The 14,983-nt window shown below is 64.2% G+C and carries 16 protein-coding genes and 1 tRNA gene; 14 read left to right on the top strand and 3 right to left on the bottom strand.

The window, feature by feature from the left end; all coding sequences use genetic code 11:
* The first annotated feature begins 295 nt into the window (after positions 1-295).
* Positions 296-1,534: a tyrosine-type recombinase/integrase gene (locus L2A60_RS14100; protein WP_235705078.1), complete on the top strand. Its 1,239-nt coding sequence runs from the start codon at positions 296-298 to the stop codon at positions 1,532-1,534.
* A gap of 61 nt (positions 1,535-1,595) precedes the next feature.
* On the opposite strand, the gene L2A60_RS14095 is transcribed toward L2A60_RS14100, so the two are convergent.
* On the bottom strand, positions 1,596-1,874 hold the full coding sequence (locus tag L2A60_RS14095; RefSeq protein ID WP_235705077.1) for a BrnA antitoxin family protein: 279 nt from the start codon (positions 1,872-1,874) through the stop codon (positions 1,596-1,598).
* Positions 1,810-2,067, bottom strand: coding sequence for a BrnT family toxin (locus tag L2A60_RS14090; protein WP_235705081.1), 258 nt, complete (start codon positions 2,065-2,067; stop codon positions 1,810-1,812). Before L2A60_RS14090 ends, L2A60_RS14095 begins: the two co-directional genes overlap by 65 nt.
* Between L2A60_RS14090 and L2A60_RS14085 the strand changes: the two genes are divergently transcribed.
* The 11 genes from L2A60_RS14085 to L2A60_RS14035 all read left to right on the top strand — a co-directional run bounded on the left by L2A60_RS14085 (position 2,011) and on the right by L2A60_RS14035 (position 12,979).
* Complete coding sequence (locus tag L2A60_RS14085) at positions 2,011-2,178, top strand: hypothetical protein (protein WP_235705082.1); 168 nt, start codon at positions 2,011-2,013, stop codon at positions 2,176-2,178. The two genes, L2A60_RS14090 and L2A60_RS14085, sit on opposite strands and share 57 nt — an antisense overlap.
* Positions 2,179-2,279: 101 nt before the next feature.
* A complete protein-coding gene (locus L2A60_RS14080) occupies positions 2,280-2,465 on the top strand; it encodes a hypothetical protein (RefSeq protein WP_235705076.1) in 186 nt (61 codons plus the stop codon).
* Positions 2,462-3,049, top strand: a complete 588-nt coding sequence (locus L2A60_RS14075) for a hypothetical protein (protein WP_235705074.1) — start codon at positions 2,462-2,464, stop codon at positions 3,047-3,049. The genes L2A60_RS14080 and L2A60_RS14075 overlap by 4 nt, the downstream gene beginning before the upstream one ends.
* 368 nt (positions 3,050-3,417) lie before the next feature.
* A complete protein-coding gene (locus L2A60_RS20765) occupies positions 3,418-4,299 on the top strand; it encodes a DUF7146 domain-containing protein (RefSeq protein WP_235705073.1) in 882 nt (293 codons plus the stop codon).
* Positions 4,296-6,353 (top strand): hypothetical protein, encoded by a 2,058-nt coding sequence (locus L2A60_RS14065; RefSeq protein ID WP_235705071.1) that lies wholly within the window; start codon positions 4,296-4,298, stop codon positions 6,351-6,353. The genes L2A60_RS20765 and L2A60_RS14065 overlap by 4 nt, the downstream gene beginning before the upstream one ends.
* Complete coding sequence (locus L2A60_RS14060; protein ID WP_235705070.1) at positions 6,350-6,832, top strand: hypothetical protein; 483 nt, start codon at positions 6,350-6,352, stop codon at positions 6,830-6,832. The genes L2A60_RS14065 and L2A60_RS14060 overlap by 4 nt, the downstream gene beginning before the upstream one ends.
* Positions 6,829-7,305, top strand: a complete 477-nt coding sequence (locus L2A60_RS14055) for a hypothetical protein (RefSeq protein WP_235705068.1) — start codon at positions 6,829-6,831, stop codon at positions 7,303-7,305. The genes L2A60_RS14060 and L2A60_RS14055 overlap by 4 nt, the downstream gene beginning before the upstream one ends.
* Positions 7,306-7,358: 53 nt before the next feature.
* On the top strand, positions 7,359-7,538 hold the full coding sequence (locus tag L2A60_RS14050) for a hypothetical protein (RefSeq protein ID WP_235705067.1): 180 nt from the start codon (positions 7,359-7,361) through the stop codon (positions 7,536-7,538).
* Positions 7,539-7,779: 241 nt separating this feature from the next.
* Complete coding sequence (locus L2A60_RS14045; protein ID WP_235705066.1) at positions 7,780-8,277, top strand: hypothetical protein; 498 nt, start codon at positions 7,780-7,782, stop codon at positions 8,275-8,277.
* Positions 8,278-8,369: 92 nt separating this feature from the next.
* A complete protein-coding gene (locus L2A60_RS14040; protein WP_235705065.1) occupies positions 8,370-12,482 on the top strand; it encodes a hypothetical protein in 4,113 nt (1,370 codons plus the stop codon).
* Complete coding sequence (locus L2A60_RS14035) at positions 12,479-12,979, top strand: hypothetical protein (protein WP_235705064.1); 501 nt, start codon at positions 12,479-12,481, stop codon at positions 12,977-12,979. The genes L2A60_RS14040 and L2A60_RS14035 overlap by 4 nt, the downstream gene beginning before the upstream one ends.
* Before the next feature lie 1,083 nt (positions 12,980-14,062).
* Here L2A60_RS14035 and L2A60_RS14030 read toward each other — a convergent pair.
* Positions 14,063-14,152, bottom strand: a tRNA-Ser gene (locus L2A60_RS14030).
* A gap of 184 nt (positions 14,153-14,336) precedes the next feature.
* Between L2A60_RS14030 and rplU the strand changes: the two genes are divergently transcribed.
* Positions 14,337-14,651 carry a 50S ribosomal protein L21 gene (gene rplU, locus L2A60_RS14025; protein WP_235705063.1) on the top strand — a complete coding sequence of 105 codons (315 nt, stop codon included), beginning with the start codon at positions 14,337-14,339 and terminating at the stop codon, positions 14,649-14,651.
* 15 nt (positions 14,652-14,666) lie between these two features.
* A complete protein-coding gene (gene rpmA, locus L2A60_RS14020; RefSeq protein ID WP_235705062.1) occupies positions 14,667-14,936 on the top strand; it encodes a 50S ribosomal protein L27 in 270 nt (89 codons plus the stop codon).
* The last annotated feature ends 47 nt before the right edge of the window (positions 14,937-14,983 follow it).

Genomic DNA, 14,983 nt, shown 5'->3' with positions numbered 1-14,983 from the left:
CGCCTTCCATCGCGCTTGCCGCCCATCGGAGCCGATGAACAGCCACACGATAGGCTCAGAAAACAAGGGATTTCAAGGGATTTTTCGATGGTGATCGACAAGGGGCAACCGGGGTCTGGCGGATAGGGTGTCCGCCTTAATGACCTTCGCGGCGGTTCAAGCGCATCCGGGACAGTCTGAAATCCCTTAGTCTATAGGCTGATATCTGTCTCCGCATCAATTCGCTTGCGTTCGCTCCGGTCCGCACATTATACGTATCCCGTTGCCCATCGATTCGGGTTTGGGAGATGAACCGATGCCCAAGATTGTCGAAAACAAGCTGACGGCATTGGCGGTCAGGCGCATCACCGCCAATGGCTTCTACATCGACGGGCGTGGCCTCTACCTGCGGATCGAGGATGGCCGGCGGCTCTGGGTGTTCCGGTTCACCATGCCCGGATCGGGCAAGCCTGCATGGTTCGTCATCGGGCAGGAGCGCGATATCAGCCTCGCCCAAGCCCGCGAGATGGCCCGTGAACTGCGGTTGAAGGTGCGGGCGGGCATTGACCCTCGATTAGAGCGCCAAGCCGCCAAGGCCGCGCGCAAGGCCGAGGCGGATCGGACATTCGAGGCGGTTGCCGAGAAATACATTGCCGCTCATGCCGCCGGATGGCGCAACGCCAAGCACGCCGCGCAATGGGCCGCGACGCTCGCCGCCTATGCCTATCCGGCGATCGGCGGGAAGCCGGTTGCCAGCATCACGACAGGCGACGTGCTGGACCTGCTGGACGGCTTATGGACGGAAAAACCCGAAACCGCATCGCGGGTGCGGGGCCGCATCGAATCCGTGCTCGATTACGCCAAGGCGCAAGGGTGGCGTTCTGGCGAGAATCCCGCCGCATGGAAGGGGAACCTGGACCATCTCTTGCCCGCCCGCGCCAAGGTAGCGCGGGTGCAGCACCATGCCGCCGTGCCGTATGCGGAGCTTCCCGCCGTCCTGGCAAAACTGGCCGAGGCGCAATCCATGTCCGCGCTCGCCCTGCAATTCGTGATCCTGACCGCTGCCCGCTCCGGCGAGGCGCGCGGGGCGCGATGGAATGAGATAGACCTCGATGCCCGGACCTGGACCATACCGGGCGAGCGGATGAAGGCTGGCAGGCCGCACCGCGTCCCGCTATCGAATGCCGTCCTGGCGGTTCTGCGGGCCGTGGCGCCACTACAGCGTGCGCCTGACGCCTTTATTTTTCCGGGTGGCAGGATCGGCTCGCCCTTGTCCGATGTCAGCCTGAGCAACGCCCTGAAAGCAGCCGGTGGCGGGTCCGCGACCGTTCACGGGTGTCGGTCATCGTTCAGGGATTGGTGCGCCGAACAAACAAGCTACGCATCAGAGATCGCCGAAGCCGCGCTCGCCCATGTGAACCGCGACAAGGTGGAAGCGGCCTATCAGCGTTCGGACCTCATCGAACGGCGCGCCCGGCTCATGCAGGATTGGGCCGATTACCTGGCGCGCCCGGCTGACAGCGCCGTGACGCCGATCCGCAAGGCCCGCGCATGAGCCCTATCGCCATCCCATACCCAAGTGACACTGTTGACACAGTTGACACTGTGGCGAGCGATCACCCGGCGCGGCGATGCTCTTGCCGGTCAAGCCATCGCTTCAAGGCGTCATTGGCGCGCGTCTGCCAGCGCGGCCCCGAGGCTTTCAGCTTGGCAACAACCTCGCGATCGAGCCGCAACGTGACCTGTTGTTTCGGTGCGGCGGCGGGCGGACGGCCGCGCCGGATCAGTTTCGGCCCGTCATACAGGGCGGCACGTTCAAAGAACGCATCGTCAAGCTCCGGCGCGGCGTCCGGGTCGATCCATGGTTCGCTGCCAGCGTTCGGCTTCCTGGGCATGGGCATACCTCATCGAAATGACGCGCCGCGTTCCATCGCGAGGCGTCCACACGATCACCACCATCCGGCCGGCGAGATATCCCGCCGTGATGAAACGCCGCTCGCCATAGTCCCGCCGGTCATCCGGTGCCGTGACATGGCGACCATCGAACAGCTTGGCTGCATCGGCGAAATCAAGCCCGCGTTGCTCGATCGTGGCGGCGCGCTTGGCCGGATCGAAAGTGATCCTCACCGATTTAATGTAGCTACAAAAAATGCTCGCTTCAAGCCTGATCGCGCATTGCTGCGAATAGATACGGATTGAAGCGAACTGACCGCGCCCGGCGGCTCCGGGCTTGAAAGGGATGGCGACGGGTGTGGACACACCCGCCGCCGGTGATCCCGGAACCTGAGAAGTCCAAACCCATGACCGGGACCGACTGTCAGCCTATCACACCGCCGCCGGAAAGCGCCATCGCGGACGTGCAAGCCATCGGGGCAATCCTCACCGATCTTGCCCGCACCGGACGGCCAGCCGCGCCGCCAGTGCTCGCGCTGCTCGGCCGCCTGCTCGATGCCGCCGCCACGGCGCTGGATGAGGCCAGCCCATGACGCGCAAGGTCCGGCATGGAAACCGCGCGCCGTTGATTGCCGCCCTCTCGAAACTCCACAGCATCGCTGCCGCCCGCCGGGCGGAGATCGCTGCATCATTGATCGCCGCCGCCGAGTTGGCGGATGCCGATTTTCAGTGGAACGCGCGTTTTTTTGATGCGGTCCGCACGAACCATCGAGAAAGCGAAATCCGCCTTGTCAAAGTCACCGAACGCTTCGACCGCACGCGCCGCAAGCTTGGTCAGCCAAAAGCATCATTCGACGCTGCCACGCTTTGGGAAAAACCGCTTATCTATGAGGATCGCCGCCGGCACGTTCCCGGATTGCCGCGCAATGTTCGGAAAACCCTCATCAGCCGCGCGCTGATCGCCGAACTCGAACACCAACTCGGACGCAAGCTGCGATTTTCACGCAACACACGCAACATAGGCGGCGGGCCAGATATCCGCGTGCTGGTCGAGGCTTGGAAACTCATTCCACGAACCGAAGCGAACCAAAACAATAACGCCGCAGCGGCCACCTTTTTCATTTCACTGATTCGATTCGAGCGGCGGCATCATCACAAAACGCCCCCGCGTTTATGAAATATGCTGCGCCGCACTCAGTTTTCACGAAGCGTTAGAAAACAATTTTCTAACTTTTGGCGCGGTTTGTATTCCTGCGAAATCTTTGGAATGGAAAGGAACACCGCTATGACGCCTACCACCATCAATCCCGATCGCTTGTATCGCAGTCATGAAGTCATGCACCTTCTTGGCTGTCGGAACACTAAATTCTGGGCACTCGTGAAATCGGGCGCTTTTGAATGCCACAGACTCGGCGGTAGTGTGGTCGTTTCGGGCGAATCGCTTAAAGCATTCGTTAATTCATTACCGCCCGCTAATAATTATAAGCGGCCACCCCGCCCGGTTCGCCCCAGCCGCGCCAGCATGCCGTGAAAGGCCCGGCGCCCGTGCCTGACAAAATTAAAGCGATCGCCGCTCGCCTCAATCTCCATCGATTCGGCCGGGAATGGCGCGGACGGTGCCCGGCCTGCGGCTACGGATCGGGCGCCTTCAGCGTCACGATCGGCACACACGGAAAACTACTCTTTTGGTGTGCGGCGTGTCAGGACCGCGCTGCGCTCGCCGCCACGCTGGAGGCCGCTGGAGCCGGTCAGCTTCCGGCTCGGCACGATGATGACGGCGCCGAGGCGCACAGGGCGGCCGAGGCGAAGCGGAAGGCGCGCGATGCCGCCGCCACGATCTGGAATGGCAGCGTGCCGGCTCGGCACGATGATCCGGCTGGCCGATATCTGGCGAGCCGTCGCCTGGAAATCGCCATCGGCAATTCCGCGCTGCGCTATCGGCGCGATACACCGCATCCCGATCGCCGCCGGTATCCCGCGCTGATCTGCCGCGTTGATGGCGTGCAAGGCGAACTGATCGCGATTCATCGCATCTATGTGCGCCCGGACGGCACCAAGGCGAACACTATGCCGTCTAAAGCCGCCAAGGGGCCGATTTGGGGCGGCGCGATCAGGTTCGGGACCGGCCCCGAGGTCGTGATTGCCGAAGGACCGGAAACCGCACTCGCCGCCGGCATCCTGCTCAATTTGCCCTCATGGTCCGCGATCGCCGCCGGCAATCTGGCAAAGGGTCTGGTGCTACCGCCGGACGTGCGATCGGTAGTTATCGCCGCCGATCACGACAAGCCCGGCATCGAGGCCGCGCAAGACGCCTGCCGGAGATGGCGAAGGGAGGGGCGCGCGGTGCGATTGGTACTTCCACACGGCGAGGGCAGCGACTTCGCCGATCTACTCGCGGACCTGATGAACAAAAGGGGCGCCCAATGACCCAGATTGCCATTGCCGCTCAGAAGCCGGCTGCCGCCCTGTCCGGTGAGGCATTTGAAATCGGCGATGCGGACGCAAAACCGGCCGAGTTACAAGCGCAAACTGCTAGAAAAGGTGCGAGTGAGAACGGTGCGGAATCGGAACATAATGACTGCGGATTCAGCGTCTATGAGCCGTCCGATCCGCTTGCCGATCTTGTCGTTCGGTGCGCCGCCGATCCGGGCGCGCCGTTCAAGCCGGACGTGCTCGACGCCCTCGCCGAACTTCGCACCGATGATCGGGCGGCATTCGAGGCACTGCGGGCCGCACTGAAAGCGGCGAAAGTCCGGGTTTCCGCGCTCGATCAAGCGATCAGCGCCGCCGCCGGCACCGACAATGACCGGCAGACGCAAGCCGATCTGTTGCTTGAAATCGCTGCCGAAGCCGCCTTGTTTCATACCGGCGACAAGACCGCGTTCGCCGATATTGTCATCGCCGGTCATCGCGAAACCTGGCCGGTGAAATCCAAAGGATTCCGCCGCTGGTTAGGCCGCGCCTTCTATGAAAAACACGGCGGCGCACCGAACGGCGACGCCGTGCAATCCGCCCTGGCGGTGGTCGAGGCGAAAGCGCATTACGACGCGCCCGAGCGCGCGATCTATCTGCGCATCGGCGAGCATGACGGCAAGCTCTATCTCGACCTTGGCGATGAGTCCTGGCGGGCGATCGAGATTGACGCGGATAGATGGCGCATTATTGCCGAACCGCCGGTCAGGTTCCGGCGCGCCGCCGGTATGCTCGCCCTGCCGGAGCCGACGCGCGGCGGATCGCTCGATGCGCTTCGCAAACTGGTCAATGTGGGCACCGATCAGGATTTCATCCTGGCGATCGCATGGCTTCTGGCGACATTCCGCCCGCGCGGACCCTATCCGGTGCTAATCGTGGCGGGCGAACAAGGCAGCGCGAAATCGACCTTCATTACCGTACTGCGCTCCCTGATCGACCCGAACACGTCGCCGCTCCGTTCCCTACCGCGTGAGGATCGAGACTTGTTCATCGCGGCAAATAACGGGCACGTCCTGTCATTCGACAACGTGAGCGGCCTGCCGGGATGGATCAGCGATACCTTGTGCCGCTTGGCGACGGGCGGCGGCTTCGCGGTGCGCACGCTTTACAGCGACAGTGACGAAACTTTGTTCGAGGCGATGCGCCCGATCGCCTTGAACGGCATCGAGGATATCGTGAGCCGCCCGGACCTTGCCGAACGCGGCCTGTTCCTGACACTGACTGCGATTCCCGAGACCGCACGCCGGACCGACAAGGCCGTCACGACTGATCTGGACGCTGCCCGGCCTGCAATTCTCGGCGCGCTACTCGACGCGGTATCGGCTGGCTTGCGGCGGCTCCCCGAAACCAATCTCAACCGCCTGCCGCGCATGGCCGATTTTGCCATGTGGGCAACCGCGTGTGGTGACGGCACCCTATGGCCGGCCGGCGGCTTCATGGAGGCGCACGACGCGAACCGGGCCAGCGCGATCAATGACGTGATCGAGAACGATCCGGTTGCCAATGCGATCCGGGGCTTGGTGGATGGCGAAGCGCGGACCGCCTGGACGGGAAGCGCTCAGCATCTTCTTGCAGCGCTTCGGGAAATTGCCGGGGAAAATGTGGCCAAGGGCAAAGCTTGGCCGGAATCAGCCCGCGCGCTTTCCGCTCGCGTCACCCGCGCCGCAACTTTCTTGCGCTCGATCGGCATCGAAATCGAGCGCTACCGTGAAGGCCATGCCAAGACCCGTATGCTCGAAATTTCCAGCGCCGATAATAGAGGGAAATTACCGTCCGCACCGTCCGCACCGTCCGCGATGGCGGATTTCCGCCATTTTTCGGCGGACGGTAGCTCGGACCCTACCGTCCACAGACCGTCCGCACCGTCCGCAGACCGTCCGCACCGTCCGCAGACCGTCCGCAGTAACCCATTGAAAACAAACGGCGCAGGCGATGCGGACGGTGCGGACGCAAAAATCCCTACCCAAACTGGTTCCGAAAAAAACATAGTACCTGGGGGATGGATATGAGCGCCGCCACCTTGATCTGGCGCGCCGCCGAGGCCGGAGTGACGCTCCGGCCCCGCATATGGGCCGATGGCGCGGATCGCCTGCCAGATGACGTGAGGGCGGAACTCCGTGCCCATGAGGCCGATATCATCCGGCTGCTGCTCGACCGCGAAAATTGTAAGGCGAGGGGAGAGGGAAACGACGATTTTGCGTCCCCACCGCCCGCCGAACTCGATCCGAACGAAGCCGCCTACGCCAGCGCCGAACGCGCCGCGATCATGGCCGAGGGCGAGTATGGCAACCCCACCGTCGTGGTGCCACACCCGATGCCCGTTTCTTGGGCCGATGCCACCATTGCGCCGACGCCCGGCGCATACTGCCGGAACTGCCAGGGCAACGAATGGTGGTGCGAGGCGACCGCACCGAAAGGGTGGCGCTGCGCCCGGTGTCATCCTGGCGACCATCTGCCAGCCGATCGGCGGTGGGACGTGCGGACATGAGCGCGCCGTATACTCGCGACCAGATGGACCGCCTCGCCGCCGCCATGGCCACACTCGCACCGCATCGCCTCCCCCTGATCCGCGCCGCCCGCGACGGCCTCATCACCCTAATCCAGCCCCGCCGCAATACGACCATCCCAAGCCGGTTGCTCAATGACCAGGCCCGTCCCGCCGTGATCCTGATCGGCGACGACGACTACACCTCGACCGGCCCCGCCGGATGGACTTGTGCTCGGCGCGTGCGCTTTTGGGGGCGCGCCGCAATGATCCACGCCGCCGCCGCCGAGCCCGAGCATTACGAAACGATCGTCATCGCCGCCGCCCTGCACCAGCGCAGCGTGCTCATCGAGACCGATTCCACACACCAGCCCGCCTGGATTACGTTCCTTCAGCCCGCCATGGGTTGCCTCATCATCGCCTGCCCGCCGGGCCAATCGCACCCGGCGCATCCTCATCAGAGCGGCTTGCAATGACCGTCCCCAACCCCCCGGTTGCGCGCAACGACCAAACTCCGGCGGCCGCGCGCATGGCTCGCACCCGCGATCGACGCCGCAATAAACTTCTATTCGTCTCCGTCGAAATCCGCGAAAGCGAGCGCTCAGCCCTGGTCCGGCAACGGCTGCTCGAACCCGGCTCCGAGAACGATCCCGCCGCCGTCGCGCGCGCCCTTTATCACCTGTTCGACTGGATTTTCCGAGATGCGTAGCCACAGATCGCAGACCCCCACCCCACCCCCTAGGCTGGGCGCTCAAACTCCTATCCCATGCCCCGAGCATCCGCGCTGCAAATTCAGCAACCCGTTCCGTAATCGTATCGAAATGACTTGACATGACCCGCACACTGATCCTGGCGACGACTTTGGTGCTGATTGAACCCCGATACCGATTAACCCCCCACACCGAGAATACGACTTGTCTCCGTGCCTCGCTCGCCGAAAGGGTCGGGCCATGAGCGAAAAGGGCCGGAAAGATGGCTTAAACGGCGGCTCTGGGGGGGTCGCGCGCGTGAGGAAGGAGCGGAAGTCTGTAATCCCACTGAATCGGCCGCTGCCGGCCGGTGCGTGCATTCCTCGGCACGGCAACGGGTGGATTATGCCTTGGCAGAAGGGGCAAAGTGGCAATCCAGCCGGACATCAAGGGGTCAAATGGGCGGAGGTTCTGGCAATCTGCCGGGAGTTTTCACCTGAGGCGACCCGTATTCTCATTAAGATTGCGTCTGATCCGGGCGAGGACAGCCGCGCCCGGATTGTTGCGATTCAAGAATTAAATAATCGGGCTTGGGGGAAGCCGAGAGAGCGGATGGACGCGGAACAGCGGGAGCCAGAACTGGATTTGAGCGGTCTGACGGATGCGGAACTGGCGGTGCTGGAGAAGCTCGGGGCGCCGCGTACTCCGGCGGGTGGCCTGGCGGGCGGCATGATCGACGGGTTTGCGGACGACGGTTGAGAAAAGTGAAATTGGGGGTTTATGTTGTGGTATTGTTTCATTGTCTGGACCTGTCTGGCCGCTCGACCTGACTGGCGCAAAGGGAAATCGTGATGAACCGCGCGATTTATGAAGCCGTGCTCGAAGCCCATCGCTCGATACGACAACCGCGTGCGGCCGGCGGAGCGCTGCCGGAGAATCTTCTCTCGGTGATCGGGGCGCCGCGCCCCGTGCCGAGCCCGATGGGGACGGTGTTCAGCGGGAATTCGGGTGGGCACACAGTGCCGCCGCTCGCGCCGATCCGCGCTACTCCGCTTGCGCCGTCCGCCGCGTTGCGGGCCGGATCAGGCAATCGAACAACAGCGCCGGATCAGGCAGCGGCGGCGCCGCATCAGGGGCGGGTGGTGGCACCGGCGCGGGCGATTTCCGCTCCCGGCCCTGCTGGTCCGAGCGCAGCCGGTCTCGCCGCTCTGGCTGCATTGCAGGCGATGGCAAGGTCGTACGGCTCCCCCTCGGGTGGGACGCCCCCCGCCGCACTGGCTGCCCCGGTGGGGGCCGCACCATCCGCAGCCCCCCGCCCCACCGCTGCGGGGCTGGCGGCGCTTCGCGCCCTCCAGGCGATGGCGGCGAACCCCACCGCATCAACGGCACCCGCGAACGCCGGACCGGCGCATCCGGGCCTCTGGCGCGACCTCGGCGCCGGCGCGGTCAAGGGAGTAGAGGGCATCGCGGCGCCCATCGCGGACGTGGCGAACAGCGTATTGAACCCCGATACCGAGAACGTGCTGGCGCCTTACCGAACGCGCTTCGGACACGCGCCGGTGGTGAACGCGCCGCGCACCGGCTTGACCGTGAACAAGATAGCGGCCGGCGTGCTGCCCGCCTCGGTGGTGAAACCGGTCGCTCGTCTGACCGGGTGGGCCAATCGGACCCACCCCAAAACCCTGGTCGGCGAAGCGGTGCAAGGTATCGGCGAGATGGGGCCGTTCGCGGTCGGCGCTCTGATCCCCGGCGCGGATGAGGCGACGTTGGCAAGTCGTGCGGCTGACCTTGGCGGTCTCGGGGTGATGGGTGCCGGCGCGGGCGTCGGCCAGGATGTCGGGCAGTCGGTCGGTTCGGAATGGGGTCATCCAGTAATCGGCGGGGTTGTTGGATCGCTTGTCGGCGGGATCGGCGCGGCGGGGGTGGCGGGGGCGGCGCCGGGCGGTGCGCGGGTGGTCGCATCACTGGTGCGCGGCGCGAAAATACCACTGACCGAGGGAAGCCCGGCGGCGATCGCGGACGCATTCAGGGCTCGGCTCAATGACATCGACGCCGCGCATTCGGCCGCGATTACTGCTGCGCGCACTCGGGCGAGCGAGCTTCTGGCTCAGATAATTGGCGCTTCCCCGGAAGAGGCCGGCCAGACCGCCCGCGCCGAAATCGCGGCCCGCCACGCCCCGGCACTGGCGGCTGCGCATCAGGCCGAGGCGGCGGCACAGGCGGAACTTGACCAGCACGTTGCCGGGATCGGCGGCGAAACGCCGGCTGGCCGGGGCGAGATCGGTGCACGGCTGCGCGGCTTCGTGCGGGGCGCCGATGCCGAACGCGAGCGCCAGGCAAACGAGCTTTGGAACCTCGCGCAGCGGAACGGCGATCTGCGGTTCAACGCGGCTCCGGTCAAACGGGCGGCGGCCGATGCGGCGGCATCGCTGAATTTGATGGGCGGCGACCGGCTGACGGCTCGCGAGGCGGAATTGCATGACCTCATTCAGAAATGGCCGCGCACCGTGGACTTCGACACGCTGAAAACCCTGCGCAGCAATATCAGCGGCTCGATGAACGACTTGCGGAGTGACGGTCGCGCCATGGGGCGCCTGGGCTCCCTGCGCGACGGCGTCGATGACGCGATCGAGAATGCGGTGGAAAACCGCGCGGTGGATGAAGAAAGGGAAGTGAACAATGGACGAATCAACCCCGCGCAAACCTTATTTTCAGACCTTTCGGTCCCGGAAGGAGTTTCTGGAAGCGCCCCACCCGCCGACACCGCAAGCGACCTCGGCGGAGGAACGAGCGGACAATCTGGACCTGTTCATCCGCAGCTACGCCAGCAACCCGGCGGCGGCGATGTCCTACGTCCTGCACGAGACGCAGGACGCGACGCTGAGGGCCAAGGGAGCATCTCCCCAGGCTATAGAGGCGGCGAAAATCTGGCGGGCACGTCACGGCTATCAGTAGGGCGCCCTCAGTCTTTGCTTTCATTTCTGGTCGCAAAGGGCGGCGTGCGTCCGAATGGTGATCTTGAAGCGATGGATGCGCGGATCGGGCGTCCTGGACTGGTGAACCGGCGCGGCCTGACGCTCGACCGAGCGCGTGAAGCCGCCGAGGAAGTCGGCTATCTGCCGCCCGGCAGCACGATCGCGGACCTTCTCGACCAGGTGGACGCCGAATTGCGCGGCAATCGGGTCTACCGGCCCGAGGATGCGGCCGACGCCCAGATGAGCCGCGCCGGCGAAGGCGACCTTGAGCCCTATTATCGCGAACGAGCGTCCCAGGACGTTGCAGCGAGCGCGCGCGGCTACGGTTTCGTGTTGACCCCTGCCGAGCATCAGCACGCGGTGGATTTAATACTGAATTCCGATGTTCACCCTGATGAGGCTGTGCGCCAAGCGGTGGCGGCGACCGAGGCGCAGATGCTCGGCGAGTTGCCGCCGCCCTGGGCAACCGAGGCGCCCGACTTCGCGGCGCTCGACGGGGCCGAGCCCGATGCAGGGGCGCCCGATTCGACTACAACCGGTTCGACGGCGGAGCGCTACGCCTCGGCGCGGGCGGATTGGCGGGATTACAAGGGAATTTTCGGCGACCGCACGGCGGCAGCTGAAGTGCTGAAACGCGGCCCCTTCGGCGGCGGTCACGCCGTCGCGGATGAGGATGTCGCGCGGCGGTTCTTTCATTCCGGCCCGAACGCCGGGCGCGATGCGGGAAATTTCATCGCCGCGACCGGGGGTGATGCGGAAGCCCGCGACCTGCTGGCCGAACATGCCGCCCGCGATCTTCGCGCCAAGGCGACCAATCCGAACGGCTCGATCAATTCGGTGAAATGGCGCAAATGGATCACCGATCATGCGGAACCACTCGATGCGCTCGGGCTGCGCGATCGGTTCGGCACGGTCGCGGACGCCGCCGATCGGCTGACGGAATTGCGGGCGCAGCGTGAAAGCCTCGACCAGCAATTGCGGGCCGCGTCGGGAACCAGCGACGCCACTGTTATGCGTCACTACTGGAAAGCCGGACCGGCGGCCGCCGACGCAATCCGGGACTATATTACGCAGACCGGCGGCACGCCCGAGGCGATGCAGGCGATCCAGGACCACATTGCCGATGACCTGATGGCGCGGCACGGGCGCACTGGCCGATTGTCCCCCGGCGGCTACCAGGGATGGGCGGCGCAGCACCGGGCGGCACTAGCAGTAGTGCCAGACATCGCCGGGCGGTTCGCCGATGCCGCCGCCGCGCAGCGTGTCATGAACAACGCCACTGCGGCCCACCTGGCGCAGCGCGAAACCTTTGAGCGCTCGGCGGCTCGGTTCTTTCTGCAGGGCGATCCTCAAACCGCGATCGGCCGGGCGATGGGCCGCACCGCGACCAATGATCCCGTCACGTCGATGCGCGATCTTGCCGCGCTGGTGAAGGGGGATGCCTACGCGGAAGCCGGGCTGCGCCGAGGGGTCGCCGATTGGATCGGGCAGAAAATGCACGGCGGCAATCCGGGCGCCCGGCTGGGCGACGTGCTGAAACGCGATCGCACGGCACTGGCTCAGGTGCTCACACCGCAGCAAATGGCCGTGCTCAATCGGATGGCGGCAACGTCGAGGCAATCCGTCTTCGGGCGCCTGGCAGAGGCGCTCGCCGGCCATGGGGCGCGCCATCTCACGCCGCAGATCATGGCGGGGGCGCTCGGCTGGGAGGTTCACGGCGCGATGGGCACGATTGCTGCGGAAGCCGGGCTAGGCTTACTGCGGAGCCTCATCGTGAACCGGATGGACAGTCTGGGCGCCATGGTCGATCGCATCATCGCCGATCCGGCCACCGCCGACTTGATGGCACGGCAGGCCGCCACGCCCGCTGCCGGGCAGCGCATCGCTTCGAGACTATTCCTTTCGACAACCGCTGCCGGAGCGGACCGGCGACGCGACCCCGGCTTGCCGCAAAGCGGGTATTTCGGGAATCAGGAAGTCAGGCCATGACACTCCGGGCAAGCTTGCTTCTGGGATTGACTGCTCTCAGTCTGGCCGCTTGCGCCAGGACAACCGTGCTCCCGATCGCGGCCGATGAGGTCGAACTGACCGCTTATGTGGCGCCGGTCTGCGGGGCTTGGGGAGCGCAGAAGATGGCGCTTCACGATGCAGCGGTCGAAACGCTCCGCGCGCATTATTCCCGCTTTATCGTCATGGACGCGGGTGCTGCCGATGATGTCCGCGTTCTGATGCGCACGCCGACGATCGCGCAGACCTATGGGAGCGCCACGGTCACGGGCACGCCGGGCTACGCGACGGCCTCCGGGTCGAGCACCACGCTGTATACCGGCGGCCTGCCGATCGTCGCCGGCACCCACGACGAAACCCTTGTGCTGCGCCTGTTTCACCGGACCGATCCCGGCGCGGAAAATGCCGTGTCGGCGCGAAGCGTGCTCGGCCCGCAATGGCAGAAAGCGCTGGCCCACGGCTTCCCGCACACGTGCTGAGTATTCGGCTTGGCGATGATGGCCTTCAACTGGAACGTCCCCGTCGCGGCCCCTTCGCCGTATCGTGCAAGGGGCGACGCACACTGGCGCGGAACCCTCGCGACGTGCTCGCCATAGGCGAGGGAAAGACAGGGCAGGAGCAGGAAGCAATACAGTGTTTCGTAAATTCCGATCGATAGTCCCTTGCGGGATTATTTTGGGAGCAACGTTGGTGCAGGGGGTCGCATCCGCAGGTCAGCCACATCAACCTAGTTTTGGGTCTGAGGGTCTCGGAGTTGAGACGTGCGCACGATTCGGTTTATACTATCTGCAACATCCGACACGAAATATAATAGTTCTTGAGTTTTGGATTGGGGGCTTTGTGACTGCGCTTAATTATGCTGCGAGAGTGCCAATACACACATCACTAGGTACCATACGTCAGATCGATCTAACTAGGGCTGGGAATTCGGTGACAGCGCAAACTAATTATATAATGGGCTATTGCTCGACCCATCCTTTGAGCACTATCTCTGCTGCTGCTATTTCGCTGTATCTTGAAACATCACTCAATAAAGGTATTGTACCACCGACGACGCCATAACCTGATTGAGCAACCTGTTGTCTGGGAAATAGGGCTTGCGGGGATCGGGCATCCTATTGGTGGTATCGCCCGTCGCGCAAGAGCGGTTCAGCGAGGGTCACGGCGGCCAATTTCGCGGTATCGACTGCCGTTACACCGCTCCGCTGCAACCAATGCCCGCAGCGTGCTGGCCGAGCGGATCGAGCATGGCGAGGCCGAGCCCTTTTTTGCCGCCGCGTGACACCATGGCCGACACCGAAAGCGCGCCGCGTTCTCCGCGCTTTTGAACGGATCGCGAAGCCTACCGGGCGCGAAGCCTACCGGGCGCGAAGCCTACCGGGCGCGAAGCCTACCGGGTTGCGTCCCGACGACCTGTAACACGCGATCACGCAACCGCGAGCAATCCGTTTCGCTGCGCCATCATTCGGCACAATTCGCGCCGGGAATGTCCTACCTATTGTCACCCGCCGCGTCCGTAACGATTTATTTGTTAATCTTTTCAATGGCTTGAAAGACAGGTCTGGCGGAGAGGGTGGGATTCGAACCCACGGTACCCGTGAAGGTACAACGGTTTTCGAGACCGTCCCGATCGACCACTCCGGCACCTCTCCGCGTCGGCGGGCGTTATAGGCGGAGCCTTTGCGCCAGGCAACCTCATGCGCATGGAACGGACTGCGTCAATTGACAGTTCGGGCGGGCCGACTATAAGCCTGACATCGCCGCGATTCCGAAAGGTCTCGCGCTGTGTTGTTTTGTCCGCCCGCGCGGCGTTGCAGATAGAATTGGACCTTACCGATGTTCGCAGTGATCCGCACCGGCGGAAAACAATATCGCGTCATGCCGGACGCGGTGCTCAAGGTGGAGAAGCTCGAAGCCGAAGCGGGCAGTACCATCACCTTCACCGATATCCTCGCCGTCGGCAGCGATGCCGGTGTCACCCTTGGCAAGCCCAACGTCGATGGTGCGACCGTGACGGCAACGGTCATCGCGCAGGACCGGCTTGACACGGTTATCATCTTCAAGAAGCGCCGCCGGCAGAACAGCCGCCGCAAGAACGGCCATCGCCAGCCCATTACCGTGCTGCGCGTTTCCGGCATCAACGCGGCCTGAGAGAGGAGTTTTTCAATGGCTCATAAAAAAGCCGGCGGTTCATCGCGCAACGGCCGCGATTCCGCGGGGCGCCGACTCGGCGTCAAGAAATTCGGCGACGAACAGGTCGTTGCCGGAAACATCATCATTCGCCAGCGCGGCACCAAGGTGAAGCCAGGCACCAATGTCGGCCTCGGGCGGGATCATACGATCTTCGCCCTGGTCGATGGGCGCGTGAAGTTCCAGCGTAAAGGTGAGGGTCGGGTCCATGTGTCGGTCGAGCCGATGCCGATCGCGGCCGAATAAGGCGGTCCCGGACCAGGACAGGGAAGGCCGGCTCGCGCCGGCCTTTT

This window comes from Acidiphilium iwatense, from assembly GCF_021556475.1.
Taxonomy (GTDB): domain Bacteria; phylum Pseudomonadota; class Alphaproteobacteria; order Acetobacterales; family Acetobacteraceae; genus Acidiphilium; species Acidiphilium iwatense.
This window is presented reverse-complemented; position numbering and strand designations above follow the sequence as displayed.